We start from the raw sequence: 25,994 nt of genomic DNA, 5'->3' as shown, positions 1-25,994 counted from the left end.
CAGTAATCCTCTTTCTCTCAAGCCTATTTCTCAAAACGAGAGTTGCTCTTTATCCATCAGTTCTTTCATTATTTCGATCACCGCAGCGTACAGATCTTCTTGGATGTATTCTTCTTCGTTCGTCGAATAATAGATCATCCGCGCTACTTGTCTATTCGTGATCATCGGGATCCCGTCCGTTTCTGCGATTTGCCGAATGAACAAAGCCAGCTCATCTTCTCCCTTAGCAAGCAGCTTCGGCGCATGATCCTTTCCTTTGTCATAACGCATCACGACGGAAATGTGTGTCGGGTTGTTGACGACAAAAGTCGCATCCAGCATTTTCTTGGTGATCGCCCCCTGTAGCAGTCCTCTAGCAATACTCCGCTGCCGCTGCTTCACTTCCGGACGACCCTCTGAATCTTTCATTTCTTCTTTGATATCCTGCTTCGACATCCGCAGCCCTTTTTTATATTCATAGCGCTGATACAGAAAATCGAGCAGCCCGATCACGACAATAATTAGAAAAAGTGCTAAAAACTCATTTTTGAATAACTGCAAAATCTGCCGAAGCGAGTAAAGCCAATTTTGACCGGTAAAGCTGATCAACGTCTGCAAATGACTTTGGAAACCTTTATAGGCAACCGCCGAAAGCAATGTTATCAAGAGGAGTGCCTTGACCACTTCCACGATTCCTTTTACGCTGAAGACCCGCTTGAAGTAATTAGCCGGATTGAGTCGTTTGAACTGCGGTTTGATCGACTTCGCAGAAAACAAGAAACCAACCTGGACCGCGTAATTCAAGATCCCGATCACTAAGACCATCACCATCACAGGCAGCAATACTTTCCCAAACTGCAAGATGAAAAATAAGGAATAGCTGGAAGCATTGCCGAGAGTTGGCGGCTGTTCCAAGAGCGCTTTGAATGCAGTGACCATGTTGCCGATCCACCACTTGCCAAAAAAGAAAATCATCCCCGCAACGATCAATAGCGAAAACGCATTATTCAGCTCTTTGCTCTTCGCAACATTGCCTTCCTCTCTGGCCTTTTTGATACGGCGAGGCGTTGGTTTTTCGGTTTTATTATCCTTCGCCATCTACAACGCCTCCCCTAGTTCTTGAGTAAACTATCAAAAAATGAGATATAATGCTGGATCATATCATTTGTCAGATGTCGAAACACCGTACTGATGACCGGAACCGCACATGCCAGAATAAAAATCCCCAGCGTGATCTTGACCATAAACGCATTCATGAAAATATTGATTTGCGGTGCACTTTTAGAAATAAACGCTAAAATGATATTGACGATAAAAATGCTTCCCATGATCGGTAGCGCGAGCGAGACCGCTGAAGTAAGCGCAAAAGCAAGCGTGGCGATCAGCAGGCGGATAAAGCCTTGCTCAAACAATATCTGGATCGAGGCAGTAAACTGAAAGGATTTAAGTAAGTAAAACATCAGGTAATCCAGCCCCTGTAAAGAAAGAAAAACAATCACAAAAAATGTATCTAAAATGGCAGCTGTAATCGAGTTTTGTGTGCCATAAGATGGATCAATCAAATTGACTTGCGAAAATCCTAGATCATAATCGATCATAAAGCCCGCCATTTTAGGAACCAGCGCGATCATTTCGATCAATTTCGCTAAAGCAAGTCCGAAAACGACCTCCGCAGAAACACGGATCAATAAATCTGTCAGCGTGTGGATATTGCCGACTTTCACCATTCCTGCTACCGGAAAAGAAAGCGCCAATCCGAAAATAACCTTCACGCTGTTAGGAATTGCGGTACTTTTTAATAAAGGAAAAAAATAAATAAAACTTGCGATCCGGCTAAATGCAATAACGGTTGCCAATAAAAACTGAAATTCCATGTTTACACCTGAATCATAGTGGGTATTTTAGCAAAGATACTGACGATGAGATCCGTCATATGTCCAAACATCCAAGGGCCAAGAATAAACAGCGCCACCACAAACGCAATGATTTTCGGTAAAAATGTCAGCGATTGATCTTGAATCTGCATCATCGCCATAATGATCGCAACTAAGATCACGACGACAAGGCAGACGATCGAAACTGGTAAGATGATCGTCAAACCGCTGTAAAAGAACTTTTGGAACACTTCCATGACTGGCGTTAAATTCATTGCATTCTCCCTCTAAAAGTGAATTGTCTGAAACATCATATTCGTTATCAAGCCGTACCCGCCGATAAAAATAAAGACGAGGATCTTAAAAGGCAAACTGATCGTCATTGGCGGCACCATCATCATCCCTAAATACATCAAGAGCGTACTTACGACCAGATCAATAAAGACAAAGGCCAGATAGATAAACATTCCGGTCAAAAATCCTTGCGTGATCTGCGTCAGAATAAATGCCGGCATCAATGCCATTAGCGAAGCATCTTCTTTTTTCGCCACCGCTTTTTTGCCCTCTGCCTTGAGCATCATGTTTATGTCATGCCGATATGTATTTTTAGCAATATACGTCGTTAAGATCGGCTGCGTCTCTTTCCATACTTTCGAGGCCTTCCACTCTTCCTTTTGCCCCGGCTTCCACACATCTTGATACCATTCATTCGCAACAGGCTGCATCATAAAAATAGCTAAAAAAAGTGCTAATCCCACGAGAACCTGATTAGGCGGCAAGTTAGTCGCGCCAAGCCCCTGTCTCGTCAAACCTAAAACGATGATGCAGTAAGTAAAATGAGTAAACATCAAAACGATCGATGCCGAAAGTGATAACAAAGTAACAATCAAGAACAAGCTGACATTCGAGTTGACGCCACTCGTTCCGTTTATTGAAAAATCATTTAGAAATCCAGCCGCTTCTGCATAACGCAACGGATAACAAACGAGTAATAAAAATACAAATGAAAAAACAAAGGAGAATTTAAAAACAGTCCCAGAACTCACTTTAGACATTTACCTTACGCTCCTCTTTCGATAACATTTCCGAAAATTTTTCATCTGTATTTGCTTTATTAGTTAACGGTGTTGTTTGGACGTTATTATTGGAAATAACTGTCATCACCTTTTGTCCCTCGACTTCGAGAAGAAGTACTTTCAATTGATTCGACACATATAACGTGTCTTGCAGCAAGATCTTGCCGTTTTCGCTTTTGCGTAAACGAGCGGATTGCCTATTTTTTTTAACCAAGAAGTAGGAGATCCCTGCGAGCGCCCCTAAAACGACTAAAATTTTAATTAGTGAAAAAATATATCCATCCATGTGTATTGGTTTTCGCACCTTCACCCCTTCATTTTTCAAAAAAATAGATTTTTATACCTGCAATATAAAATTTTACACCAATTTCAAAAAAAATCTATAGTTTTTTAAAAAATAAAAAAATGAGTTTCCCTAAAATCGCCTCATAAGAAGCGCTTTCGCATTTTTATTTTTTTTGTAAAGGAAAAATGATACTTGTGACCTAATGCTTTTTTACCATGCGCCCCGTTAGAAACATTGTGATTACTTTACACTGACGCCAGTTATTGCTATTATATAGACAAGCAGCAATGGGTTTAATAAAAACATAAGAGAGGTTTGTGATTAGATGCCTAAAACAGAAATCAAAAATATACTAGCTGAAATCAAAAAACAAGCAGATTCTCAATCGGAAAATTCCATTAAAACGATAAAAAATGAAGCTAAAAAACAAAACATAGATGTTGATAGTGCTGTAGAAATCTACGAACAGCTCGTTGATTTTTATAAAAAAGTCGAAGAAAAAGGTGGAATAGAAAAATATATCCACTCTGACTTGAGCTGGATGAAAATCGAATTAGAGCTGCTTTACTCTTGCTATCAGTTGGCAATCTCTCATGACATGAAAGTCCTGGACGTTTCTGAAATGCTGAGTCTAAACGATCTACACATCTTTCCGAAAACACCAAGTCAGCTACAGAACACCTATTATAAATTAAAAAAAGAGCTCATTACCTTCGAAGATATCGTGAAAAGCAAGCCGGGAAGAAAGCGAAAACCAAAAGCAAGTTCCAATGCACAAGGAAAAACCAACATCTTCGGCCGTGCGGTCAGTACAGAACCTGCCACCTCGATGCGCGAAAAGATCAGCTTCAATAAAAACAAAGAGAAGAATCTGTTCGACTTATTATCGGGCGTGAAAAGCAATGTGCAACTTCTAAGCGAGCAACAAGGCGAAGATAACAACGTGTATGACTTACTGAAGAGCATTTATTCCTTGTCCTCCTTAGCCGTTCAAAAAGAAGAACTAGATCGTAAATATCAAGAGTTACTTGCTAAAAACAAAGAACTAGAACAAGAAAACTTCCAGCTACGACAGGAAAATGAAAACAATGCAGAAACGTACCAAATATTGCTCCAAGATCTAGGTTCTTTCCTTTATGCGACCGAATTGGAACAGATCCAAGCATTGCCATTATTTACCCAAGAAACGATCGTCAAGCTCAACCAGTTAGGATTTTCGAGAAATAATCAAGAGCACGTTTAAGAAGTGAGGTGCAAGAAAATGTATGTGGAAATCTATGTCGTTGGCGGAGAATCGATCCGCTTAGACGAAGACGCTAAAATCAATGGTGTCCCCATTCAGCAACTGACAAAACAAGCACTCAAAGAAAGTTTCAACGACAAGGCAGTCGAACTTACCAAATTTGATTTAAGCTATGTGGTCAACACCGCATTGATCACTTGGTATTTGATTGGCGACGGTATTCATTAAAAAAAGCGTAAACTCTATTTTCCTCATAGAGTTTACGCTTTTTTTAACTACTGATCTTAAATCCTTTTACTTCCGATATCGTTACCAGCAACTGAAGATGACCTTTCCTTTTACTGAATAAAACTTGCAAATACTTCCTCATCCATGATCCACATCTTTTTACCCTGTATCGCAATAATGCCTTCTTTCTGCATCCGGCTCAATTCCCGCGATAACGAGGGGCGCGTGATATCCAAATAGTCTGCAACCTCTTCCCTTGTCTCCGTAAGTAAGATACTTACATCTGACAACTGCCTGTTCACAAGATAATTCACGATTTTAGCACGAACAGAGGTTTCGGAAACCATTTTCACTTTTTCCCCGATATATTCAAACTTTTCGGAAATACTTTTTAAAAGATTTATTAATAATTGATTTTGCAGCTCGACATCCAACGTTTTCATGCTCTCCGGATCAAAATGACCGATCTCGATCACTTTGGTCTGTTTTAACGCCAATCCATACTCCCAAAATGGATTACGATTGGAAGCAAAATAAACATCACCAATGATTTTTCCTTTTTCTACAATACTTTTTCCCAAGATCCGTTTTCCATTTAGCGTATCTTTGGCAATCGTCACATTTCCATTTATTAAAAGAAACAGTTTGGCAGGTTCGCTTGTATAAAATAAGATCTCATTACTTTGATAGTTCAATTCATGTATCGTAATTGTTTCTATGAATTCAGCGAACTGTGTTGCTGTTAAATCTTGACATAACTCACTCTCTTTCACTGCTTGAAGAATGTCCATGTTCTTCGCTCCTTAGAAAAAATAGCTTTTCCTAAATAGTAGACTGGACTTCTTCAAATAGCAACTAATCCACCGCAACAATTTTCCCGTTCTCAAACTGCATTTTTGGGAAAGCCGTGCCTAAAATTTGATTTTGCGGGATCGCTGCTTCAATACGTTCTATATCTGTAGACGTCAATGATAACTCACTAGCATCCATAACTGCTTGCAGACGGCTTCGTTTTGTCATCCCAATAATTGGTAGAATAGCTGCTCCTTTTGCCATTACCCAGGCAATCGCAAGGTTCGCAACGCTTACTCCCTTTTCATCCGCAATTATCCGAAGACGTTCTACTAATTTTAGATTACCTCTGATATTTTCTGATTTAAAAAGCGAGATATGCGTATTATAATTGTTGGCTTCGCTAGAAAATGTACCGGTCAATAAACCTTGTGCCAGCACCCCAAACGCAATGATCTCTGTCTGATTTTCCCTCGCAGCCGGCATAAGTTCTGCTTCGATTTCTCGGTTGAATAATGAATAATTCGACTCCAAATACGAAATATGATGCATCTTTTCTGCGCGATTCAATGTTTCTACATCCACTTGTGTCAAACCGATCTTCTTAACATATCCACCCTCCACAAGTTCACTGATCGCACCGATCGTTTCTTCCACTGGGATAGCCAGATCAATACGACTTGGCATAAACACATCAACATAATCCAATTTCATTCGCCGTAAAGAATGCGTCAAATAATTCTTGATTCGATCCGGGTGCACATCTAGACCATATATCGCTCCTTCCGGTGACATCAATGCCCCAAATTTCAGAGCAACTTCATAACGACTACGCTCAATTCCATGCAACGCCTTACCAAGAGTCATCTCACTCCCACCACTATTATAAAAATCTGCCGTATCCAGCAGCGGAATCCCGCGCTCCATCGCTTCATGGATCAGCGCGATCGATTCAGTATCATCCATCCCTTTTCGCCCCATCCCACTACAACCGATGCCGATTTTCACTCTTGATTGATTCATTTTCTGCACCCCTTAATATTAGTTTTAAAATATAATTGTAGCCCATCAGCGGTGCTGCGTCGGTAACCGGTGTTACAAACAAGAGAATTTTCATTTCCTAACATCAGCCTCGGCCACACAACTCGGCAGTGACTTCCGGCCCTTTATTCACGTGCCAAGCAATCTTGTGATCCAAGTATTTTTGCGTTGCTTGTATTTCCTCTAACTCAGCTGTGATTTTTTTCTTTGCATTATATAAAATATCGATAATATCTGCTTCCGCCATCTCGCCATTAAACATTGTCTTTAAATCCTTGATCGGAACGCCAGCCTGCCGAAAATAAGATAATTGTTGCAATTGCCAAACTTCCTCATCGCTGAAATTGCGAATACCATTTTCCTCTCGAGAAATGCGAAGTAAACCAGCCTTTTCATAGTATCTTATTGTATAAGCATTGATCCCCGTTTTTGTCACGACTTCTTTCATTAACACAAATATCCCTCCTCCACTTAGAGTTAGTCTAACCCACCCTCATTTCTTTTGTCAATCGTTCTCATATCCAGAAAAGATTCATCGCTTGACTTAGAGTAACTCTAACAATTTACACTTAGTTTTGTAATCACGATTACAAATCTATGAATGAAAAGGTGATAGAAAATGGAAAAAAAGTATGGTTTATTACTGGTTCTTCACGCGGACTTGGCAATAGTATTGCCCGTTCAGCCTTAGAAGACGGAAATCTTGTAGTTGCGACCGCTCGTAATCCAGAGGCATTGGAAGCTCTTGTTCAGAAATACGGAGAAAATGTGCTTCCTATTGCACTAGATGTGACAAAAATCGAACAGGTACAAGCAGCAATCAGCAAAACAATGGAAAAATTCGGTCGAATCGATGTCGTTGTGAACAATGCCGGATATGGCAACATCGGATCGATAGAAGAAACAACCTATGAAGATTTTCGTGCACAAGTTGAAACAGATCTATGGGGCACAATAAACGTGACAAAAGAAATCATTCCTATTTTCCGAAAACAGCGCTCTGGTCATGTTATTCAAATCTCCTCCATCGGGGGAAGAAAAGGCGGTCCGGGTTTAGGAGCCTATCAAGTATCCAAATTTGGCGTCGAAGGCCTTTCAGAAGTTTTAAACACAGAAGCAAGTTCTTTCGGTGTGAAAGTGACCATTATCGAACCGGGAGCAATCCGGACTGATTGGGCAGGCTCTTCCATGGTCAAACATGAAGTACTCGATGATTATAAAAATACCGTCGGAGCATTATCAGATTATCTGGAAACACATACCGGATCTGAGATCGGCAGCCCTGATAAAATGGCAGATGTGATTGTAGAAGTCACTAAAGCAACAGCCCCACCGCTTCGCCTTCCTTTAGGAACAGATGCTTACGCAATCGCATTAGAAAATGATTTGGGACGCATTGAAGAATTGAAAAAATGGAAAAATTTCAGTGAATCAGTTTCTTTTGATTAAAAGGAGGAATATAGATGCAACCATTTAAAGATAAAATAGCGTTTATTACCGGTGGTGGTAGTGGTATGGGCGCAGCTACTGCAAAGCTGTTAGCTGAAAGAGGTGCTAAAGTAGCCATTTTCGGAAGACGCAAAGAAAAATTAGATCAAGTCGTTTTTGAAATCGAAGCAGCGGGCGGAATAGCGATTGCCATTCCAGGAGATGTCAGTATCCCCTCTGATTTAGAGAAGGCAATCAAGACCGTTGTTGATAACTTTGGTACCTTACATTACGCTGTAAATAATGCAGGCATGCGCGGATACAAAGAAAAAATCGCCAATATGACAATTGAACAATGGGACCAAGTTATCCGCGTCAATCTCTCCAGCCTTTTTTACAGTATGAAATATGAAATTCCAGAGATCCTTAAAGCTGGCGGCGCAATCGTAAATATCTCTAGTGTTTTTGCAGATCGCGGCGGCCCCACTCCAGATTACTCTAGTGCCAAACATGCGATTAGAGGGCTTACCCGAACAGCTACTATTGATTACGGCGCACAAGGATCACGTGTCAATGAACTGCAACCCGGGGTAATCGATACAGAAATGACACAAGCAGATCTAAAAGGAACAGAAGCAGTAGCAAAAACCGGCATTCCCCTAAAACGAATTAGCCAAGGCGAAGAAATCGCAAAAGCTGTGGCATTTCTTCTTTCCGAGGAAGCTTCCTACATTACCGGCGCCAGTCTAGCAGTTGATGGAGGATTTTTAGCGTAATGCTATGATTTAACAACCAAATCCGTTCTTAATTGAAGAACGGATTTGGTTGTTTTGATTATTATGAAAAATTTTTATCAGTAAAATCCGCAATTTTATGAAGCTTCTTTCCGAATACTATTATTAAGGTAAACTAGGCATAAATGAAAATTAAGACCTCTACTATTTTTCGAAGTAGGGGTCTTTTTAAAATAAAAACCCCACCGAAGCGAGGTTTATTTTATTCAAATTCTGAAACACGTTCAATAAATGGTTTTCCATCTACTTTTACCTTTGTCCGGTTTAGGTTTAGGCTTTGATTTCGGAGCTGGTTTCGCATTTCCTCCGCCCGATACAGGTGCCCGTCCTACCCCGCCACCCGGTGAAGGTGCGCTACCGTCTGTTTGATTTGTTGCTGGGCTTGCAGTTTGTTCTTTTGCTATTGCCACCGTTGCCGGAACACTTACAGAAAATAACATTAAACTAGCTGCTAGTATGTACATAAGATGCTTTAATTGCATTTGTTTGCGCTCTTTTCTTCGTTGAATTCTCATTTTACACTATCTTTTAATAAATGTCTGTGGAGATTTTGTGAGGATTTGAAGTGGCAAAGTGACGATTTATTGCATAAATCGTTTTCTAAAAAAACACCAATGATGAGAGTTTATTAGACTAAATAAATAGTCTATCCCTTCTATATCCAAGCTATTTACTTAAAGTCGGCTTCTATCTAGAGCATGAAAAACATCCCGCTCCCGCATTTAGAAATGCGCATGTAAAAAGACTTGCTGCTAACCTGCCACCATTAATACGTACAAAACCTGTAAGTCTGTCAAACATTTATAAAACTAATTTCTAAACGCAACGCTTATTTCTACATAAAAAAAGACCCTCGAACGAAAATCCGTTTAAGGGTTTAAAAAGGGAGTTTAAGGTAAGAAAAGACAATACATTACTAAAAAGGGAGAAAAAGTAATGGAATGTCATTGCTTATGCTTATAGATACCCCGGCTTTTTTTCTTTAAAACCTATTTTGTAATTTTTTTTATTAAAAAGATATTACAAAATACATTTTCTTGCAATATTATACAAGAAACTGCGGGATGGCGCGGTTTTTAAATTACTTTAAAATAAAGATTTTTTTTGTTTGATAACGTTTAAGAGCGTCAATACCCACGCTGCTATAAAACAGACTCCTCCAAGTGGCGTTATTGCACCTAATAGCTTGATGTGACTGATTGCTAACACATATAAGCTTCCTGAGAAAAGAACGATTCCCAAACTAAATAGCAAGCTTGCTGTAGCTAAAAAACGTTGGTCTTTTCGATCGCCTAATAGTCCAAGAAATAGCAGTGCTAGCGCGTGGTACATTTGATAATGTACCGCTGTTTCCCAAGTTGCCTGATAGCTTCCGAGGATCGGTTTTAAGGCATGCGCGCCGAAAGCTCCTAACGCTACAGCAAGGCCGGCGAAAATAACGCCGCAAATCAATGTTTTCTTCATGTTTACCTCCTAAAAATCCAAAAGCGAGTCGCCATTTGCTCCGTCATCCAGTTCGATTTTTTTACCGTCAAGCGGAACGGTATTCGTAGTCTGCGAAGTTTCACCAGTCATTTTTTCCAACATGATCTGCTCCGAAGTCGTATCTTTGGCAGTTCCTTCAATCACTTCGATCAAAACTGCTAAGCCATGAAGATGCATCGCTCTATCTTTGGCTGTGGAAGCATTTTTGGCTAGCTGCAGTTCTATTTCCATTTTTTTGAAAAGTGTTTGTTCTGAAATATCCACGCTTACAATCCTTTCTGTTCGATTTGTTTGATCACGCGTGCAGGATTCCCTACTAAGACTACATTATCAGGAAAGCTTTTGGTGACGACCGCCCCGGCGCCTACAACCACATTATTTCCTAATGTAACACCTGGATTAATGACCGCACGGCCGCCGATCCAGACATTATCACCGATCGTGACCGGCTGTCCAAGTTCTAAACCGCTGTTGCGTTCCGCAGGATCAAGCGGGTGTGTCGCTGTATAAATATGTACACCCGGAGCAAGCATGCAGTTATCGCCGATGTTGACTTCGCAGACATCTAAGATCACACAATCAAAATTAGCATAAAAATTTTCGCCGACATAAATATTGTCACCATAATCTGTATGGAAATTCGGTTCGATATAGACATTCTCTTTCGTTCCGCCTAATAGTCGTTTGATAACGTTGGTACGTATATTTTTATCGAGCGTATCATTGATCTCGCGGCAAAATTTACGTGCTCGATGTCTCCCGTGAACCAATTCTTCTGCGCTTGGGTCATACATTTCTCCGGCAAGCATCTTTTCTTTTTCGGTTTTCATTGTAGCTCCCTCCTCCATTCGATTTTCATCTATTATTATAGCGAACTCTTTCCTATAAATATATATTTTCGATTTCAAAACAGCTGTTTATTTTTAAAAATAGTGGCGTGTCAGTGCAATTTCTGCCAAAAAATGCTATTCTAATCATGTAAAGAAAATTGGAGGGAATGGAATACAATGATAAAAATTATTGCTTCAGATATGGATGGGACGTTGCTTAATTCGGATATCGAGGTTTCTGAAGAGAACGTCAAAGCAATTGAAACTGCTCGTGCAGAAGGGATTCATTTTGTACTTTGTACCGGTCGCATGTATAAAGATGCGATGGAATTAAGTAAACGTGCCAAGCTTCATGCTCCTGCGATTTGCATGAATGGTGCGGAAATCCGCGACGAAAACGGCAAAGTTCTTTTGCAGCATACCATTGATAAAGATTTAGCACGGAAAACGTATAAAATTTTGATTGAACACGGACTTTATACAGAAATCTTTACAGAAATCGGGCCCATTACCACTAATAAAGCAACCGGAAAAGCCTTTATGATTGAAATGCAAAAAAAATTGCATCCTGAAGTAAGCTCCAATGAAATCTCTAAAAAAATCGAAGAACGGTTTGAAGCCAAAGATGTCCATGAAAGAAAAGATTCTGAAAAAATTTTTGCGAATGATGATCTGCATGTTTTCAAATTCATTGCTTTCTCTGCCGATGAATCAAAACTTGCTCAAGCGAAAAAACGCTTGATGGAAAGCAATTTGCTTGCCGTTTCCTCCTCAGGACATGAAAATATCGAGATCACACATACAGAAGCGCAAAAAGGTATCTCGCTACAATATTATGCAGAAAAAAGAGGCGTCACATTAGAAGAAACATTTGCGATCGGCGATAATAATAACGATATTTCGATGCTAAAAATGGCTGGCTATACCGTTGCAATGGGAAATGCAGAAGCGGATGTCAAAAAAGTTGCGAAATATACAACAAAAACAAATGATGAAAATGGCGTCGCAGCTGCGATTTACGAAATGCTTAAAAATAACCATTAATTTTCTGGAGGATTGATACACAATGACAATCAAAAAAACATTAACAGTAGCAGGTTCCGATTCCAGCGGTGGTGCTGGACTACAAGCTGATTTAAAAACATTTGAAGAATACGGGACATTCGGATTCAGCGCACTGACAACGATCGTAACGATGGACCCGGATAATAACTGGTCGCATAACGTGACACCGATCAATGCCGAATTAGTACGCGATCAATTAAAAACGATCCTTTCCGGTGGTCCGGTCGATGCCATGAAAACAGGTATGCTGGGATCTGTGGATATTATCAAAGCTACGCGTGAATATATCGACAAATTCCAATTGAAAAATGTCGTGATCGATCCGGTCATGGTATGTAAAGGCGAAGATGAACTTATCCAACCCGAAAATGCCGAGGCGATTCGTGATCTTTTGCTCCCTGTCGCAACCATCACAACGCCCAATCTTTTTGAAGCTGGACAATTATCCGGCTTAGGAAAATTGACGACGCTAGATGATATGAAAGAAGCTGCGAAAAAAATCCACGAACTTGGCGCGAAATATGTAGTCATCAAAGGCGGAAAAGCCCTTGAATCTGACAAAGCAATCGATTTACTGTATGATGGCTCAGAATTCACGATCTATGAAGTAGAAAAAGTGGCTTCTTCTTACAATCATGGTGCTGGATGTACATTTGCAGCAGCGATCACGGCTGGCCTTGCGAAAGGCGAAACAGTGGAAAATGCTGTTGCTAAAGCGAAGAAATTCGTCACTGCTGCGATCCAATCCGGTTTTGCACTAAACAGCTTCATCGGTCCTGTTTGGCACGGCGCTTACAACCATGCTGAGAATCGTTGATCATTCCGTAGAACCTACTCAAGGAGGAAACTTATTTTATGCAACAACCTAACAAAAAACAAGTACGTCCCGCTAGTCAGGAAAAAAATTATTTTTGGCCGATCATGATTTTCTCTTTTGTAGCGGTAGTCTTCATCTTGCTACTGTTCTTTTCACCGATCGGCTATCAAGGAAAAGTACATTTTGACTTAACGATCTTCCCGCGTATGAATGCGATTTTTAATAGCTTTACATTTGTCTTTCTGTTGATCGCACTTTGGGCTATTATCGTCAAAAAAAATATCAACATGCACCGCGGCTTTATCTTAGCTGCTTTCGTATCCACACTGTTTTTCTTAGTCTTTTATCTAACATTCCACTATCTATCCCCTGATACCAATACATTCGGTGGAACAGGAATCGTTAGACCGATTTATTTCTTTATTTTGATCACGCACAGTTTTCTGGCTGCTGTCGTGGTTCCACTGGCATTATTTTCGCTCGTATGGGGCTGGACGAACCAGATCACCAAACATAAAAAAATCGTTCACTGGACAATGCCGATCTGGCTTTATGTTAGCCTTACCGGCGTTATTGTGTACCTTTTCATGGCACCTTATTATTAATAAAAAAAGCTGTCCTTCATTGGACAGCTTTTTTAGCTACTTATTTTTTTTTCAGCCCGTTTTGGAAACTGTTTTTATTGTTTTGATGGAAGCCATCCGGCAAATTCCACAAGAACTGGCTCGTATACCGATCGACATATAGGTTTTCATGCAAGCCACTGTGGGTAATATTATTTCCTTTTACTAAACGCTGCTGATAATTGATTCGCGGAAAAATATTTTTAACATAGAAAACACTATCGACTCTCACTAATCCGTCAGAATCCGTTTTTCCCTGTTTCCCGGCAATCGCCAACATTTTGATGTCAGTCGGGATCTTATCTTTATTTTTCACCAGTGCTTGCAAGGCATCAGAACCCTTTTTCAGATCATGCGCAGCTGGATCTTTTTGCAATTTAAAGTAATCCGCTTTGTCGATTCCTTCGAAAGGTGAAGCGATCGCGACAAATTTATGGATCTTTGGATAACGTTTGCTTTTTGCCGGTGTATCTTCTAAATAGCTAAGCAGCGCCAAGCCGCCCATTGAATGGCCAACGACATTGACATTTTCTACATTATGTTTGACCCGTAGATAATGCATCACTTTATGCAACCAATTGGTTTGTTTTGCTAAACTAGCTCGGTTATCTTGGAAAAGAACTTGAATGGCAGAGTTGCCTTTATCTCCTGGCAACAGCGTACCGCTTACTTTTAATTTCCCAGATGTCAAAACAAGGATCCGCATCGCTGCATTGTTATCTTGGTAATCGTAACCTAAGCGATTGAGCATATGTCCAAAGGAATTGAACGTTCCCTTATAACCATGCATAAAGACCGTGGGTATGATCGTTTTTTTCTTACTTGAGGTTGTTTTTGCTTTATAATAAATCGCACTGCTACTTACGGAAGCTGTCAACAAAACAAGCATAGCTACCAATAAGGAACAGCGCGCCGCACCTTTCTTCAAAAAATCACTTCCTTACTTATGCGATTCAGCGGTATATATTTCCGAGATCCCTGCATCTGTTAATACCACGCCATGCAAAGCACCACCGAAAACTGCGCCGCCATCGATGTCGATCCTAGTTTTATCTTCCGAGATCCAAATATCGCTACTCCCGTTCTCATGCAGGCTTTGAACTGGTGTATGACCAAATACAAATGTTTTATCTGTATGATTCTCTCCAAACAAAAAAGGTTCTCTGATCCAAATAAGATCTTTGTCCGGAGTTTGACGCCAGTCGGCTAAGTCGAGATCCACGCCTGCATGTACAAAAAAGTAATCTTCTTTTTCATAATAAAAGGGGAGCGCTGCAATGAACGAAATATACGCCCCAGCTTCCTGATAAAGTGCATCGGCCAATTCTATCGGGGTCAATTCTTTTGTCAGTTTATCTGCTAGAAATGACTGGATCGTTTTAAGCCCGCCTTGGCTAGTATAATAATTCATTTTCTCTTCCGGATCTTGGAGCCAGTCCAGTAGCATTTGTTCGTGATTTCCTCGCAATACGATGGCATTATGCGTATCGACGAGCTGTTTTGCCACCTTCACTACACCGGCAGGGTCTTCACCGCGGTCGATCAGATCGCCGACAAAAACAAGCTGCTCATTTTCTACGTCCCAATTAGTCAGCATTTCTTTTAATAATGTCAGCTCTCCGTGTACATCTCCGATTGCAAAAATAGGTTGCACGGTCACTCGCTCCTCTTCTCTCTACAATTATTCTTCTAACTCATTCAATTTCTTTTCGATTTGTTTGATTTCTGTTTGCAGTGCATTCAAACGGACCTGGCTGGGATCAATAGAACCATTTTGAAATTGCGGATCTTCTAAGTTGCGGGTATCCGATAGTGCTTCTTGATACTCGCTGCGAAGTTCTACCAAACGTTCTTCTAATTCTTTTCTTGTTTCATCCATTGAAACACACCTCCATCAGTTTATAAAATTCCTTTTCCCCAAATTCATGCTTTCCAATCATCCAACGTTTTCCAAGCGGCTTCATTTATGGTATTTTAGATATAAAGCTACACTAAAAGAAGGAGTTGGTATTTGTGCTTTCAAACCGAGAGATTCGTCTCGCCGCTCGGCAGGCGCTTAAAGGGAAATGGGGGATCATGGTTGCCGCTGCCGTTATTTATTATTTGATTACGTTTGTCGGTAGTTTGATTCCTCTGATTGGGTGGCTGGCAGTTTTGATCTGTGGTGGCCCGCTTGTGACTGGTCTGATTTGGCTGGCGCTGGCGATCAGTAGAAATGAAGAACGGGACCTTGGTTACTTATTCAGCGGTTTCAAAGACTTCGGACGCACGTTGGCCGCATATCTGCTTATCTGCCTATTCACTTTTTTATGGTCCTTATTATTGTTGGTTCCTGGAATCATTAAATCGTACAGCTACTCGCAGACATTTTTCATCTTGCGCGATGATCCGAATATTTCCGCGTTAGATGCGATCACAGCCAGCAGAGAGATGATGGCTGGCTACAAAGGGAAATTATTCGGCTTGAGTTTATCGATCGGTGCTTGGTTACTGATCCCATATGCGTTGATATTTATTGGTATAACTACCGGTGTAGCTGCCAGCGTTGTTTATTCGGATAGCTATTCCGATTTTCCAGTCGTCTTTATCATTATCGGCTTTTTAGTCGCCGGCTTAGGTTATCTGGCATTTCTTGGCCTGTTGCTTTTCATCATTCCCTATTTGCTGATGGCACTTGCTGTTTTCTATGATGAACGCCAAATGCGAGTAGTGGATGATAGCGAAGGCTGGTCTGAAGACGATCCATTTTCAGAAGAAGAAACAGCGTCAAATCCATTCGATTCTTCGGACGATCGCTAGGAAAAGCACTTGGGGAAACTCAAGTGCTTTTTTAAATGCGGTAAGCTTGCACCTGTAGCTCTCTAAATAAGTTTCGTAAGGTTTGGACAGCCGCTTCGGTCTGATCGCTAGAAAGCTGTTTTAGGAGGCCGTCAAGCTGGTGGACGACCCAGAGGCGTGTATCTGTCATATTAAAGGTAGGCAGATGTCCCCCAAATTTTTCGATCAGGAAAAAATTGCGCCTACTATATGCAGTAAAATAATTATTTTCTGAAACACGAAGCAATTCGAGGAGAAAAAGATGCAGAACGTGGCTAAATTCTGCCTCATCCTCATCCGCTGCCAACAAGCGCATCTGAAAAACCATCGAATGTAAAGTCAAAAACGACCAGTTGTAATTTTCGGCAGGTGCTTTTTGGATCACAATGGCAAGAAAAGCCTCCGCTACTTCGGTCAGCATTTTGTAGCGCGCCGGGGTCACGAGGATATCGCCTACAGCAACGCCGCGATCAGTAGCTACCAATATTTCCTCCGCAACCAACTGAGCCACAGCGGTTCTTACCGGAGATCGGCTTATATCCAGTTCTTTGGCGATCTGCTCTTCACGTAGCGCTGCACCTACCTGCAATTGTCCAGCTTGGATACGTTCAATGATCGTCCAATAAACTTTTTCGCTGTATAATCCTTTCGACTGTTTTTCCATAAGTCCATCCCCTTCTCGCTTTCATTATAAGCCAAAATAAAAACAATCACCAGCCCTCTTATCAAACGGCTGGTGATTGTTTTATCAGTGTATCAATTTGCTTCGTTTTACTTTTTCCGCGAGTTTCGGAACTACTTTTTCGAGTGGCTTTTTCAGTAATGTTCCAATTAAAATGAACAATACACCAAAACCGACGAGTACGATGATATCTTTCCACATATTCGGCGCATAGACACCGCCCACGCTCTCACGCAGCAGATTGACTGCATAGGTAAATGGCAAGAATGGATAAATTGCTTGGAAGAATGGCGGTGATACTTGGATCGGGAAGTTCCCTCCCGCTCCTGAGATCTGAAGTACCAAGATAATGATCGCCAGCCCTTTACCGACATTATTGAAAAGTGCCACGAGCGTGTAGACAATGCTGAGGAAGACAACGCTTATCAGCATGCTGAACACAATAAGCAAGAATGGCTCGGCGATATCGACTTTCAAAATAAAGATATTTCCCAGCGTTACCACCAATGCTTGTGCCAGACCAATCGTCAGGAAGGTAAATAATCTCCCGAAGTAGCGATGATAATGTTTGTAAATACCAAGTGGCGCTTCCACATCGGCACGCAAGAGCGAGATCAGCAGCAGTCCGCCCACCCACAGACACAGCGCCGTATAGAATGGAGAGCTTGCCGAACCGTAGTTTGCGATCGGATACTTGTCGTTTTCATTCAAGTGAATCGGATTCGCTAGGAATTCACTGTCTTTATCCGCATCATTGCGCAAGAATTTGATGATATCTTGTAAATTATACTTTTTATCGAAATCATCGATCTTGCCGGTCGCATTTTTGATTGCTTTTTCAAATTCAGGCAGTTCATTACGCGACAGGTCTGCTAGTTTAGTAACTGTTGTTTCAAAATCAGGCAGTTTATCTTTGATCAGTTTCGCTGCTTGATGGATCTCTTTTTCATATCCTGGCAGATCATCTCTGACAAAATTTGCCGCTGTATGGACTTTCTTCTTGATCGCTGGGTATTTGTTTTTGTAAAAATCTGCTGCTTCATTGATGTCAGCGATCATCGTGTCGAGTTTGGTATCGATTGCTTTGGTTGCATCATTTAATGCTTTTTGGATTTCGGGCAATCGTTTTTGGAATGTTTTTAGATATTTTTGACCGTCAGTGAGTGTTTTTTGCGTTTCAGCTAAAATACTTTTGACTTCTGGTATTTTACTTTGGGCATTTTTCAGTAGATCTTTACTGTTTTTAAGCGTTCCTTTGACTTCATTCAAATCTTTTTGAAGTGCTGGCACGATTTTAGAATCGTAATCCTTGATGATTTGCCCTAATTTATTGCTGACTTCTGTAGCTTGACTATCCAATCTATCTAATAATTCGTTTGCGGGTTCTTTGCCATTTTCAACCGCTGTTTTTACTTGCTCAATGGTTTGTTTTTGTGTCGTCAGACTAGAATCGACTGTTTTGAGCGCTTCGATAAGCGGATCAAATGGATGGTTTGGCAAGGATTCGTTGAGTCCAGTCAGTGTATCGATTTGGGATTCGACCGTTTTCTGAAGCTGATCGACTCCTGCTTCCAGCTGATTGAGCTGTTCTACTGCTTGATCCGGATCGATCGCTCCGCTTTTGAGGGCGGTAGTAATCGTTTTGACATTATCTGAGATTTGTTTCATCAAAACAAGATTTTGTTTGACTGCTGGTGCGATCTGATCAAAAGAGCTATCGATTTGTGTCACGAATCCGTCCACTTTATCGACATATTTATTGCCGTCTTTCGCGATTGCTTCCACTTTTGGGATCGCGTCCATTGCTTGATTGACGATCGTCAGCGCACGGTCTGATTCAGAAACTGCATTGTTTAGTGTCTTTTTGATATCGCCGAAGTTGTTATTGACTTCTTTCACATCAGCTGCGATTTTTTTGATCTCTGGGATTTTTTTCTGCAATGTTAGCACGTCTTGGCCCAGTTCATCGATTTTCGGTAGATTTTTTTCTACCAATAGAATATTGCCTGCCGCATCGTTTATTTCTGGGATACGTTTATCCAGTTCTTCGACTTGCTTTGCTTTTGATTTGATCTCCGGAAGTTTTTTCTCGATGTTGATCGCTTCTTTGCCCATTTGCCTGATTTCCGGCAGTGCATCATTCGCAGCAAAAATCTTCGTCTTCAATTTTCTTAGCGTCGGCAGTTCATTTTTCAGATCAATACCGGCTGTATTGAACTCTTTGAGCACGGCCTTGCTGACCGTCCCAATAAACTCATTGCTGACTTCGGAAACGATCGTACTTGCCCCGCTCGATGTCATTTTCGGCGCGATCGCATTGATTTTTTCATTTACTGTATAATCGATTGTAGGCTTTTTCACGTCATCCGTCACAACAGAAACCATGTCTTTGGAGAAATCCTTAGGTACACGGATCGCAGCGTAATATTTCCCGCTTTCCACGCCTTTTTGGGCTTCCTTATCACTGACGAATGTCCAGCCTAGTTTTTTATTTTTCTTTAAATTATTTTTTAGTTCTCTTCCGACATTGATAGCTTTTTCTTTTTCCCCTGGTACTTGGACGGTCGAACCTTTGTCTTCCACCGTAACAGCCACTTTGATCCCTTTCGTATTCGAATACGGATCCCATAAAGCAGCGATATTAAACCATGCGTATAAGGAAGGTAAAATAACCAATGCGATAATAAGCAGCAATGCTAATGGTGCACGAAACACCCGCCGCCAATCTAAAATATAGATCTCAAAAATCTTACGCAAGATAACGTCCCTCCAATTAATAATTCCTGTCACACTAATCCACTATTATACTATTATGTTTAATAATTAGCAAATGGTCAACGAAAAGTCAATATAATAAACTCATTTATCAACTTTTGTATACTATTTTTAGCTTCCTCATAGCGATGCGCCTGTAATTCCTCGATCAACTCATGAAAAGCAGTGACGGTTCTGTCCGCTAAAAGTAGCGGCAGCATTTTCAAATCATTTTTCGCTTTCACTTGGAAGTCCTGCACGATTTTACGCAAAGTTTCCAGTACATAGGGATTATCTGCAAAGGTCAGCAGCTGATGCAGCCAAGCGCCGAGGCCACTGTTATAAGCGCTGTAATCGCCTTTTTCCCCTGCTGCTTTCAGCTCAGTGGTCAATCGGATATTTTCGCTTGGTTCAAAGCTGGCGTAATGTTTTTTGATTTTATCGACCGTTTGCAAGCAAAGCACTTCCACCATTTCCAGCATTTGCACAAATTGGGCCGGCGTCAAGACACTGGTAGTCACTACAGCGCCGCGATTCCGCTCAAAGCGGATCAACCCGTCTGCTTCCAACACTTCCAGAGCCCGTCGTACCGGTGTCCTGCTGATCGTCAGTTCTGCAGCAAGTGCAGATTCAGAAATATGGTCCCCGATTCGATACGTGCCACTGAGGATTTTTTCTTTGATTGTCATATAAGCTAATTTTTCATACGTCTGTTTGTTCATTCTTTACCTCCATGCCGTATCAAAAATATTTTTTCTTCCAAAAAAGGACGACCAGAATAGCACATATTACTACTGTCAGCGAATTAAGCACGGCAAAAGCATGATCATAATGGGCAATCGGTAGTTTGATATTCATCCCGTAAGCACTGGAAATGATTGTCGGGATCGATAAGATGATCGTCACAGAGGCTAAAAATTTCATGACCAAGTTCAAATTATTGGAGATAACGGAAGAAAAAATATCTGACATTCCACTGATCACATTGGAATATGTTTCCGTCATCGTTACTGCTTGTCTGTTTTCAATTCTTACTTCTTTTAACAACAGTTTAAGTTCTTGGTTGTGCAAGATCTCTTTCTCTTCCAGCTGCTCTACAATGATTTTATTGGATTGCAATGCCGTTGCAAAAAATACTAAACTTTTTTGGATCGCCATAAACGCATATAACTTCTCGTTTTTCATAGATTTTTTTAAATTGATTTCCAATTGATTGGTTTCTTTAATAATATCATTTAAATATTTCAAGAAATAGTTCGTTGCACCTAAAAACAATTTAAGCATAAACTGCCACTTGTCGCTACGATCGAAATCTCCAAGCCTATCTTGCATCATGTCGTTGATGAAAGGCATGGCTTTTTTCGAGATCGTGATCACATAGTCTTTTGTCAACATGATCCCGATCGGCATCGTTTCAAAAAGTTTATAGCCAAGTTCATCTTTCGTTTCATAGGGGCATTCAATGATCAAGATAGAATAAGGCTGATCTTCATGAGAAAGATTTTGTTCCACCCGTGAACGCTCTTCGGAATCCAGCGCATCTTCAAGAAACTTTTTCGGTATGGTAAGCTCTTTTGCCAGCAGCTCCATTTCTTGGTTGGTAGGATTCTCGATTTGAATCCAATTACTATTTTCTCTTTTTGAAACATGCTCAATTTTTTCAGCTGAGCACTTATAATAATTCAACATTTTAATCGGCTCCTTAGGCTATTTCTATATCTTATCATAGCATGACTATCGCTTGAATAACTATTCCCGATTATAAAAAAAAGCAACATGACATTTGCCATGCTGCAAGGGTTCTATTTATTTTCCGATAAAAATGCGTATGCCATTCGGATCTTCGGTAAAAAAACCTGTTGCACTTTCCACGATCGGATAGCCGGTTTCTGCTAACAGAGTCTTCACCGTTTCATGCTGTGGTGTGTGGATCGTAAAGAAATCCAAGCCAGTTTCATTGTCCTGACGAGGAGAAAGATTCCGGCCGCTCCAAACATTCGTACCGAGATGATGATGATAAGTTCCAGCAGCGAAAAAACGTGCGCTTGGGATCGTCGTCGTAAGGTTTAAACCAAGTAGACCCTGATAAAAGGTTTCTGTTTTTTCGATATCCGCTACTTGCAGATGAACATGACCAATGATCGTACCCGCTGCGATTTGTTCAAAAGGCGCATGATCTGCTTCAGCAAGCAGGCCATCGATATCTACTTCGTTCGTCGCCATTGGCAGATCTCCATTTTCAGCTCTTTGCCATTCCGCTTGAGGACGGTCAGCATAAATTTCAATTCCATTGCCTTCGACATCTCGAAAATAGATCGCCTCGCTGTAGATATGATCGCCAGCCCCGTCCAGCGGATATTTCGTTTGCGCGATGTGGACCAATAAATTCGCAAGGTCTTGACGCGACGGTAATAAGAAGGCAGTATGATATAGCCCCGTCCGAGGAGAGCTACTGATCTCACCTGCTTCTAATTGCGAAATATGGACAAGTCCCCGCGCTTCATCAGCTCCGAGCAGTACTTCTTTTTCATTATCGCTCAATACCCGCAACCCCATGATTTCTTGATAAAAGCGGCGCATCTTTTCTTTTGATTTTGCTTTTAAATAGACAGTTCCTAATTGTAAAGTTTGTATTCCAGACATGGCTGACAGCTCCTTTTGTTCTATTAGAACATAGAAGGGCAGTTTTTCCAATTATTTTGCTTGTAAAAAGTAAGTTAGTTACTTTTAATTATATTTCATCGATAATTTATATTTTTCTTAATTTAACAAACTAGATATCCTATCTATAATTATTTCCCATTCAAATTACTATGCTTTCGACCATAAATAAAGTAAATGAGCAATCCGATCACGAACCAAATGCCACAGGCGATCATTGTCGTAGCTGATAAGCGGCTGATCAAAAACAGACACAATAAGAAAGAAATAATCGGAACGACTGGATAAAATGGTACTTTAAATCCACCTTCTGGTATTTCTTTGTTTTTACGCAGAAACAAAATACCAACTGACACAGCCATAAAGGCGAGGAGCGTTCCCATATTTACTAAAGCAGCTAATTCATCGAGCGGGATAAAACCAGCCACCAGTGATACGCAAACGGCGAAGATCCATGTTGCGCGAACCGGGATTTTTTTCTTGCCTGATAGTTTAGCTGCTGCCTTTGGAAGTAGTCCATCGCGGCTGATTGCATAAACTAAGCGAGTAGCTCCATAACTCATCACTAGTAGCACAGTGATCATTCCGGTAACTGCTCCTAATGAAATCAGTCCTGCTGCCCAGTCTTGGTGGATATAATGAATTGCAAATGCCACCGGATCGGTCACATCCAACTCTTTATACGACACGATTCCTGTCAATACAGCGGACACTGCGACATACAAGATCGTACAGATCGCCAAAGCGCCAATGATCCCGATCGGCATATTGCGCTGCGGGTTTTTGACTTCTTCTGCTGCAGAGGAAACAGCATCAAAACCGAGATAAGCAAAAATAACGATAGAGGCTCCGTTGAATACCCCGCTAAGTCCATAAGGTAGGAACGGATTCCAATTTTCAGGTCTCACATAAAAAATTCCTACGGCTAAAAACAGAAGAATCACCACGATCTTCACAACAACCATTATCGTATTGACACGTGTGGATTCCCGAATCCCCGCTGTAAGCAATGCTGCGATCACAAGTACTACGATAATTGCTGGAAGATTGACGATGGTTCCATTCTTGATACTGAATGCTGCTGTCATCGCGTGAGGGATCTGCAGATGGAACCCGCGAAGTAGTGAATTTAAATAGGCAGACCAGCCGCTTGCCACCGAGGCAACTGCTAGCCCATACTCCAAAACCAGTGCCCAACCAAGCATCCACCCGATCAATTCGCCAAAAACCATATATCCATAACTATATGCACTCCCAGCGATCGGGATGCGCGAGGAAAATTCCGAATAACAAAGTGCTGAAAAAGCACATACGATCGCGGCTAATACGAAAGAAAAAATGATTCCTGGCCCCGCACTTTTAGCAGCTACCGTTCCAGGAAGAATAAAGATCCCGGTTCCAACGACTGCCCCAACGCCTAGAAACATTAGATCTATGCTTCCTAAGCTCGGCGTGAGTTTATTCCGATTGCTTTCTTCTATATTCAATTCTTTTCTTCTAAATAAACTATTCCGCTTCATCATATACACGCCTCTTTTGTCGATTATTATGTCTCAATTAGTATAATAATACACTTTTGCAATTTAAAGGTCAACAACGTTAAAGCGCTTGTGAATTTCCTAAATATTTGCACCTGTATGGGGATTGGTTTAGAATTAGATAGATTAGTAATTTATATAAGAAGAAAGAGGAAAAAAATGTGATAGTTATCTATTTGTTGTTTATCGTTGCCAAAGTATTTATTTCCTATTTCCAGATCTTTAGTAAGCCTGATTTTTTGGCGATGGGAATTGATTTAGTATTTATCTTTTTTGTTTTGTTCTTGATCCATACCTTTGTTTCCAAACGTGCGCAAGTATACTGGTATGCAGGCGTTTCTTTATTTGTAGGTATCCTCATGTTAGTCTGTGTTTTATACGCTCGCTTCTATCATGAGATCCCCACGTATCACAGCTTTTCGCTGATCGGTGAAGTAGGCGTCGTAAAATCCAGCGCTACGAGCTTGCTGAAGCCGCTTGATTTCTTTTACTTTATTGATATACTGCTGTTGCCGTTTTTGCTTTTCCAAGCAATCGTTAAAAAACGGACCTTCCGCGGCTTTAAATTCCAAGGAAAAAAAGTGGGACTCACAGTCATTGCTTTCTTTGTGATCGTCAGCTCGTTTACCTTCTTCACAGTCAAACAAGATATTATCAGTGACTCGATCCGAGCAAAGAAAATGGGACTCTTTACCTTCAACATTGCTACTGCACTTGCAGGAACGGCGAATGTAAAGGCAGCCTATATCACAGCTCAGAATGTTCGCGATATCAAAGGCGAGAAACTACCGAAACATCCGAAAGATTTCGGCGTTGCTAAGGGAAAGAATCTCATCATCATCCAGTTGGAATCCTTCCAGCGAAACTTGAATGGCGTCAAAATAAATGGTCAATCGGTGACACCGACGTTGGATAAACTTCAAAACGAAACACTCTATTCCAATCAGTTTTTCCAAACTGTGTCCAAATCTAATACCGCCGATGCAGAATGGTCTGTCTATACATCGACCTTCCCAAGCAGCTATTATACCAATACCCAAACATATGCCGATCGAGTGATCCCCTCGATGCCGAGACTTCTAGGCAAAAACGGCTATTCAACGGCGACATTCCATACCAATGACGCAAGTTTCTATAATCGCGAAAATTTCTATCCAGCAGTTGGCTTTGACAAATTTTATGACCGGAAATTCTTCGGTGATGAAGATAAGATCGGTTTCTCAGCAAGTGATGAAGTTCTTTATAAGAAAACATTCCCGGTTTTAGAAAAACATTATAAAAACAAACAGAAATTTTATTCACAGCTGATCAGCGTCAGCAGCCACATGCCTTTCAAACTGCCCGAAGACAAGCAGACATTGCAGCTGCCTTCTGACCTTCAAGACACAGAACTCGGTGACTATTTCCAAGCAGAACATTATGCGGATAAACAGTTAGGAGCTTTCATTGCTAAATTGAAAAAAAGCGGTATTTGGGATGATTCCGTTGTCGTTATGTACGGCGATCATCATATCCTGGATACGAAAGATCTTTCTTCGGAAGAACAAAAATATGTACCAAAATCTAAAAACTGGAAAACACAGCCAGCAGATGATTATCGCGTTTCTTTCTTCCTACATTATCCGGGTATGAAAGCTACCGGTGAGATCAAAAATGTCGGCGGCGAGATTGATATTATGCCGACTGTCATGAATCTGCTCGGCGTTCCTACCAAAAATCAAATCATGTTCGGAAAAGATATCTTGAACAGCAAGACCAATTTTATTCCTGAACGCTATTCGATGCCGGAAGGAAGCTACTTTACAAATGATTATACCTATTTGCCAGATGAAAGTTTTGAAACAGGTAAAGCTGCTTACTATGATGGTCAGAGTAAAACACTCGGCAAAGATGTCCGCGCCAATTTTGAAGCCAGCCGTAAACTGCTACGCTATTCGGACAGCTACATCAACCAATTACCGCTTCGAGACGACAAATAAAA

General features: G+C 41.0%; 30 protein-coding genes. 9 read left to right on the top strand and 21 right to left on the bottom strand.

Annotation, left to right across the window (positions count from 1 at the left end; all coding sequences use genetic code 11):
• Positions 1 to 30: 30 nt before the first annotated feature.
• The 5 genes from flhB to HMPREF0556_RS01050 are packed head-to-tail and all read right to left on the bottom strand — an operon-like array spanning position 31 to position 3,215.
• Entirely contained in the window at positions 31 to 1,077 is a 1,047-nt protein-coding gene (gene flhB, locus HMPREF0556_RS01070; protein ID WP_003754653.1) for a flagellar type III secretion system protein FlhB, read from the bottom strand.
• 14 nt (positions 1,078 to 1,091) lie between these two features.
• Entirely contained in the window at positions 1,092 to 1,853 is a 762-nt protein-coding gene (locus tag HMPREF0556_RS01065; RefSeq protein WP_003754650.1) for a flagellar biosynthetic protein FliR, read from the bottom strand.
• Between the two features lie 2 nt (positions 1,854 to 1,855).
• Positions 1,856 to 2,128 carry a flagellar biosynthetic protein FliQ gene (locus HMPREF0556_RS01060; RefSeq protein ID WP_003754647.1) on the bottom strand — a complete coding sequence of 91 codons (273 nt, stop codon included), beginning with the start codon at positions 2,126 to 2,128 and terminating at the stop codon, positions 1,856 to 1,858.
• Between the two features lie 12 nt (positions 2,129 to 2,140).
• Positions 2,141 to 2,908, bottom strand: coding sequence for a flagellar type III secretion system pore protein FliP (locus tag HMPREF0556_RS01055; RefSeq protein WP_003754646.1), 768 nt, complete (start codon positions 2,906 to 2,908; stop codon positions 2,141 to 2,143).
• Positions 2,901 to 3,215: a hypothetical protein gene (locus tag HMPREF0556_RS01050; protein ID WP_040486371.1), complete on the bottom strand. Its 315-nt coding sequence runs from the start codon at positions 3,213 to 3,215 to the stop codon at positions 2,901 to 2,903. The genes HMPREF0556_RS01055 and HMPREF0556_RS01050 overlap by 8 nt, the downstream gene beginning before the upstream one ends.
• 325 nt (positions 3,216 to 3,540) lie before the next feature.
• Here HMPREF0556_RS01050 and HMPREF0556_RS01045 point away from each other — a divergent pair, with 325 nt between their 5' ends.
• Positions 3,541 to 4,458 (top strand): DNA-binding domain-containing protein, encoded by a 918-nt coding sequence (locus HMPREF0556_RS01045; protein WP_003754642.1) that lies wholly within the window; start codon positions 3,541 to 3,543, stop codon positions 4,456 to 4,458.
• A gap of 18 nt (positions 4,459 to 4,476) precedes the next feature.
• Positions 4,477 to 4,686, top strand: coding sequence for a lmo0673 family protein (locus tag HMPREF0556_RS01040; RefSeq protein ID WP_003754640.1), 210 nt, complete (start codon positions 4,477 to 4,479; stop codon positions 4,684 to 4,686).
• Between the two features lie 110 nt (positions 4,687 to 4,796).
• Here the strand turns inward: HMPREF0556_RS01040 and HMPREF0556_RS01035 are convergent, their stop codons facing one another.
• The 3 genes from HMPREF0556_RS01035 to HMPREF0556_RS01025 all read right to left on the bottom strand — a co-directional run bounded on the left by HMPREF0556_RS01035 (position 4,797) and on the right by HMPREF0556_RS01025 (position 6,967).
• Complete coding sequence (locus tag HMPREF0556_RS01035) at positions 4,797 to 5,477, bottom strand: Crp/Fnr family transcriptional regulator (protein WP_003754637.1); 681 nt, start codon at positions 5,475 to 5,477, stop codon at positions 4,797 to 4,799.
• 64 nt (positions 5,478 to 5,541) lie between these two features.
• Complete coding sequence (locus tag HMPREF0556_RS01030) at positions 5,542 to 6,501, bottom strand: aldo/keto reductase (RefSeq protein WP_003754636.1); 960 nt, start codon at positions 6,499 to 6,501, stop codon at positions 5,542 to 5,544.
• Between the two features lie 103 nt (positions 6,502 to 6,604).
• On the bottom strand, positions 6,605 to 6,967 hold the full coding sequence (locus HMPREF0556_RS01025; RefSeq protein ID WP_003754634.1) for a MerR family transcriptional regulator: 363 nt from the start codon (positions 6,965 to 6,967) through the stop codon (positions 6,605 to 6,607).
• A gap of 149 nt (positions 6,968 to 7,116) precedes the next feature.
• Between HMPREF0556_RS01025 and HMPREF0556_RS01020 the strand changes: the two genes are divergently transcribed.
• Complete coding sequence (locus tag HMPREF0556_RS01020) at positions 7,117 to 7,968, top strand: oxidoreductase (RefSeq protein ID WP_003754632.1); 852 nt, start codon at positions 7,117 to 7,119, stop codon at positions 7,966 to 7,968.
• Positions 7,969 to 7,982: 14 nt separating this feature from the next.
• A complete protein-coding gene (locus tag HMPREF0556_RS01015) occupies positions 7,983 to 8,723 on the top strand; it encodes an SDR family NAD(P)-dependent oxidoreductase (protein ID WP_003754630.1) in 741 nt (246 codons plus the stop codon).
• A gap of 242 nt (positions 8,724 to 8,965) precedes the next feature.
• Here the strand turns inward: HMPREF0556_RS01015 and HMPREF0556_RS01010 are convergent, their stop codons facing one another.
• From HMPREF0556_RS01010 to HMPREF0556_RS00995, 4 genes are all read right to left on the bottom strand, one after another.
• The gene (locus HMPREF0556_RS01010; protein WP_241762092.1) at positions 8,966 to 9,223 is read right to left on the bottom strand and encodes a hypothetical protein; all 258 of its coding nucleotides are present in this window, start codon (positions 9,221 to 9,223) and stop codon (positions 8,966 to 8,968) included.
• Between the two features lie 604 nt (positions 9,224 to 9,827).
• Positions 9,828 to 10,205, bottom strand: a complete 378-nt coding sequence (locus HMPREF0556_RS01005; protein ID WP_003754627.1) for a DUF423 domain-containing protein — start codon at positions 10,203 to 10,205, stop codon at positions 9,828 to 9,830.
• A gap of 9 nt (positions 10,206 to 10,214) precedes the next feature.
• The gene (locus HMPREF0556_RS01000; RefSeq protein ID WP_003754625.1) at positions 10,215 to 10,490 is read right to left on the bottom strand and encodes a YwdI family protein; all 276 of its coding nucleotides are present in this window, start codon (positions 10,488 to 10,490) and stop codon (positions 10,215 to 10,217) included.
• Positions 10,491 to 10,492: 2 nt separating this feature from the next.
• On the bottom strand, positions 10,493 to 11,056 hold the full coding sequence (locus tag HMPREF0556_RS00995) for a maltose acetyltransferase domain-containing protein (protein WP_040486368.1): 564 nt from the start codon (positions 11,054 to 11,056) through the stop codon (positions 10,493 to 10,495).
• A 177-nt stretch (positions 11,057 to 11,233) separates the two neighbouring features.
• Here HMPREF0556_RS00995 and HMPREF0556_RS00990 point away from each other — a divergent pair, with 177 nt between their 5' ends.
• The 3 genes from HMPREF0556_RS00990 to HMPREF0556_RS00980 are packed head-to-tail and all read left to right on the top strand — an operon-like array spanning position 11,234 to position 13,543.
• Positions 11,234 to 12,100: a Cof-type HAD-IIB family hydrolase gene (locus HMPREF0556_RS00990; protein WP_003754622.1), complete on the top strand. Its 867-nt coding sequence runs from the start codon at positions 11,234 to 11,236 to the stop codon at positions 12,098 to 12,100.
• Between the two features lie 22 nt (positions 12,101 to 12,122).
• Positions 12,123 to 12,938 carry a pyridoxine/pyridoxal/pyridoxamine kinase gene (pdxK, locus tag HMPREF0556_RS00985; protein WP_003754621.1) on the top strand — a complete coding sequence of 272 codons (816 nt, stop codon included), beginning with the start codon at positions 12,123 to 12,125 and terminating at the stop codon, positions 12,936 to 12,938.
• Between the two features lie 38 nt (positions 12,939 to 12,976).
• A complete protein-coding gene (locus HMPREF0556_RS00980) occupies positions 12,977 to 13,543 on the top strand; it encodes a DUF420 domain-containing protein (protein WP_003754619.1) in 567 nt (188 codons plus the stop codon).
• 40 nt (positions 13,544 to 13,583) lie between these two features.
• On the opposite strand, the gene HMPREF0556_RS00975 is transcribed toward HMPREF0556_RS00980, so the two are convergent.
• Genes HMPREF0556_RS00975 through HMPREF0556_RS00965 form a run of 3 tightly spaced genes read right to left on the bottom strand, consistent with a single transcriptional unit; the run spans position 13,584 to position 15,440 of the window.
• Entirely contained in the window at positions 13,584 to 14,489 is a 906-nt protein-coding gene (locus HMPREF0556_RS00975) for an alpha/beta fold hydrolase (protein ID WP_003754617.1), read from the bottom strand.
• 12 nt (positions 14,490 to 14,501) lie between these two features.
• Positions 14,502 to 15,215, bottom strand: coding sequence for a metallophosphoesterase family protein (locus tag HMPREF0556_RS00970; RefSeq protein WP_003754615.1), 714 nt, complete (start codon positions 15,213 to 15,215; stop codon positions 14,502 to 14,504).
• Between the two features lie 27 nt (positions 15,216 to 15,242).
• Positions 15,243 to 15,440, bottom strand: coding sequence for an Lmo0654 family protein (locus HMPREF0556_RS00965; RefSeq protein WP_003754613.1), 198 nt, complete (start codon positions 15,438 to 15,440; stop codon positions 15,243 to 15,245).
• A 134-nt stretch (positions 15,441 to 15,574) separates the two neighbouring features.
• Between HMPREF0556_RS00965 and HMPREF0556_RS00960 the strand changes: the two genes are divergently transcribed.
• Complete coding sequence (locus tag HMPREF0556_RS00960; protein WP_003754611.1) at positions 15,575 to 16,360, top strand: DUF975 family protein; 786 nt, start codon at positions 15,575 to 15,577, stop codon at positions 16,358 to 16,360.
• Between the two features lie 31 nt (positions 16,361 to 16,391).
• Here the strand turns inward: HMPREF0556_RS00960 and HMPREF0556_RS12955 are convergent, their stop codons facing one another.
• The 6 genes from HMPREF0556_RS12955 to HMPREF0556_RS00930 all read right to left on the bottom strand — a co-directional run bounded on the left by HMPREF0556_RS12955 (position 16,392) and on the right by HMPREF0556_RS00930 (position 23,998).
• Positions 16,392 to 17,042, bottom strand: coding sequence for a GntR family transcriptional regulator (locus tag HMPREF0556_RS12955; RefSeq protein WP_003754609.1), 651 nt, complete (start codon positions 17,040 to 17,042; stop codon positions 16,392 to 16,394).
• A gap of 84 nt (positions 17,043 to 17,126) precedes the next feature.
• Positions 17,127 to 19,817: a YhgE/Pip domain-containing protein gene (locus tag HMPREF0556_RS00950; RefSeq protein ID WP_040486367.1), complete on the bottom strand. Its 2,691-nt coding sequence runs from the start codon at positions 19,815 to 19,817 to the stop codon at positions 17,127 to 17,129.
• Positions 19,818 to 19,894: 77 nt separating this feature from the next.
• Complete coding sequence (locus HMPREF0556_RS00945; protein WP_003754605.1) at positions 19,895 to 20,536, bottom strand: GntR family transcriptional regulator; 642 nt, start codon at positions 20,534 to 20,536, stop codon at positions 19,895 to 19,897.
• A gap of 19 nt (positions 20,537 to 20,555) precedes the next feature.
• Complete coding sequence (locus HMPREF0556_RS00940) at positions 20,556 to 21,503, bottom strand: magnesium transporter CorA family protein (RefSeq protein ID WP_003754602.1); 948 nt, start codon at positions 21,501 to 21,503, stop codon at positions 20,556 to 20,558.
• A 117-nt stretch (positions 21,504 to 21,620) separates the two neighbouring features.
• Positions 21,621 to 22,457, bottom strand: coding sequence for a VOC family protein (locus tag HMPREF0556_RS00935; RefSeq protein ID WP_040486366.1), 837 nt, complete (start codon positions 22,455 to 22,457; stop codon positions 21,621 to 21,623).
• 149 nt (positions 22,458 to 22,606) lie between these two features.
• A complete protein-coding gene (locus tag HMPREF0556_RS00930) occupies positions 22,607 to 23,998 on the bottom strand; it encodes an APC family permease (protein WP_003754598.1) in 1,392 nt (463 codons plus the stop codon).
• 176 nt (positions 23,999 to 24,174) lie between these two features.
• On the opposite strand from HMPREF0556_RS00930, the gene HMPREF0556_RS00925 reads away from it, so the two are divergent.
• Positions 24,175 to 25,992, top strand: coding sequence for an LTA synthase family protein (locus tag HMPREF0556_RS00925; RefSeq protein WP_003754597.1), 1,818 nt, complete (start codon positions 24,175 to 24,177; stop codon positions 25,990 to 25,992).
• Positions 25,993 to 25,994: the final 2 nt, after the last annotated feature.

Origin of the sequence: Listeria grayi DSM 20601 (assembly GCF_000148995.1) — a bacterium.
In the GTDB taxonomy this organism is placed as follows: domain Bacteria; phylum Bacillota; class Bacilli; order Lactobacillales; family Listeriaceae; genus Listeria; species Listeria grayi.
Note: the sequence above shows the minus strand (reverse complement) of the source record. Positions and strands in the feature narration are given on the sequence as shown.

Bases quoted from the DNA above. Each gene is read 5' to 3' on its own strand.
- flhB (WP_003754653.1), bottom strand. From the start codon at position 1,077: ATGGCGAAGGATAATAAAACCGAAAAACCAACGCCTCGCCGTATCAAA.
- HMPREF0556_RS01065 (WP_003754650.1), bottom strand. From the start codon at position 1,853: ATGGAATTTCAGTTTTTATTGGCAACCGTTATTGCATTTAGCCGGATC.
- HMPREF0556_RS01060 (WP_003754647.1), bottom strand. From the start codon at position 2,128: ATGAATTTAACGCCAGTCATGGAAGTGTTCCAAAAGTTCTTTTACAGC.
- HMPREF0556_RS01055 (WP_003754646.1), bottom strand. From the start codon at position 2,908: ATGTCTAAAGTGAGTTCTGGGACTGTTTTTAAATTCTCCTTTGTTTTT.
- HMPREF0556_RS01050 (WP_040486371.1), bottom strand. From the start codon at position 3,215: ATGGATGGATATATTTTTTCACTAATTAAAATTTTAGTCGTTTTAGGG.
- HMPREF0556_RS01045 (WP_003754642.1), top strand. From the start codon at position 3,541: ATGCCTAAAACAGAAATCAAAAATATACTAGCTGAAATCAAAAAACAA.
- HMPREF0556_RS01040 (WP_003754640.1), top strand. From the start codon at position 4,477: ATGTATGTGGAAATCTATGTCGTTGGCGGAGAATCGATCCGCTTAGAC.
- HMPREF0556_RS01035 (WP_003754637.1), bottom strand. From the start codon at position 5,477: ATGGACATTCTTCAAGCAGTGAAAGAGAGTGAGTTATGTCAAGATTTA.
- HMPREF0556_RS01030 (WP_003754636.1), bottom strand. From the start codon at position 6,501: ATGAATCAATCAAGAGTGAAAATCGGCATCGGTTGTAGTGGGATGGGG.
- HMPREF0556_RS01025 (WP_003754634.1), bottom strand. From the start codon at position 6,967: ATGAAAGAAGTCGTGACAAAAACGGGGATCAATGCTTATACAATAAGA.
- HMPREF0556_RS01020 (WP_003754632.1), top strand. From the start codon at position 7,117: ATGAATGAAAAGGTGATAGAAAATGGAAAAAAAGTATGGTTTATTACT.
- HMPREF0556_RS01015 (WP_003754630.1), top strand. From the start codon at position 7,983: ATGCAACCATTTAAAGATAAAATAGCGTTTATTACCGGTGGTGGTAGT.
- HMPREF0556_RS01010 (WP_241762092.1), bottom strand. From the start codon at position 9,223: ATGCAATTAAAGCATCTTATGTACATACTAGCAGCTAGTTTAATGTTA.
- HMPREF0556_RS01005 (WP_003754627.1), bottom strand. From the start codon at position 10,205: ATGAAGAAAACATTGATTTGCGGCGTTATTTTCGCCGGCCTTGCTGTA.
- HMPREF0556_RS00995 (WP_040486368.1), bottom strand. From the start codon at position 11,056: ATGAAAACCGAAAAAGAAAAGATGCTTGCCGGAGAAATGTATGACCCA.
- HMPREF0556_RS00990 (WP_003754622.1), top strand. From the start codon at position 11,234: ATGATAAAAATTATTGCTTCAGATATGGATGGGACGTTGCTTAATTCG.
- pdxK (WP_003754621.1), top strand. From the start codon at position 12,123: ATGACAATCAAAAAAACATTAACAGTAGCAGGTTCCGATTCCAGCGGT.
- HMPREF0556_RS00980 (WP_003754619.1), top strand. From the start codon at position 12,977: ATGCAACAACCTAACAAAAAACAAGTACGTCCCGCTAGTCAGGAAAAA.
- HMPREF0556_RS00965 (WP_003754613.1), bottom strand. From the start codon at position 15,440: ATGGATGAAACAAGAAAAGAATTAGAAGAACGTTTGGTAGAACTTCGC.
- HMPREF0556_RS12955 (WP_003754609.1), bottom strand. From the start codon at position 17,042: ATGGAAAAACAGTCGAAAGGATTATACAGCGAAAAAGTTTATTGGACG.
- HMPREF0556_RS00945 (WP_003754605.1), bottom strand. From the start codon at position 20,536: ATGAACAAACAGACGTATGAAAAATTAGCTTATATGACAATCAAAGAA.
- HMPREF0556_RS00940 (WP_003754602.1), bottom strand. From the start codon at position 21,503: ATGTTGAATTATTATAAGTGCTCAGCTGAAAAAATTGAGCATGTTTCA.
- HMPREF0556_RS00935 (WP_040486366.1), bottom strand. From the start codon at position 22,457: ATGTCTGGAATACAAACTTTACAATTAGGAACTGTCTATTTAAAAGCA.
- HMPREF0556_RS00930 (WP_003754598.1), bottom strand. From the start codon at position 23,998: ATGATGAAGCGGAATAGTTTATTTAGAAGAAAAGAATTGAATATAGAA.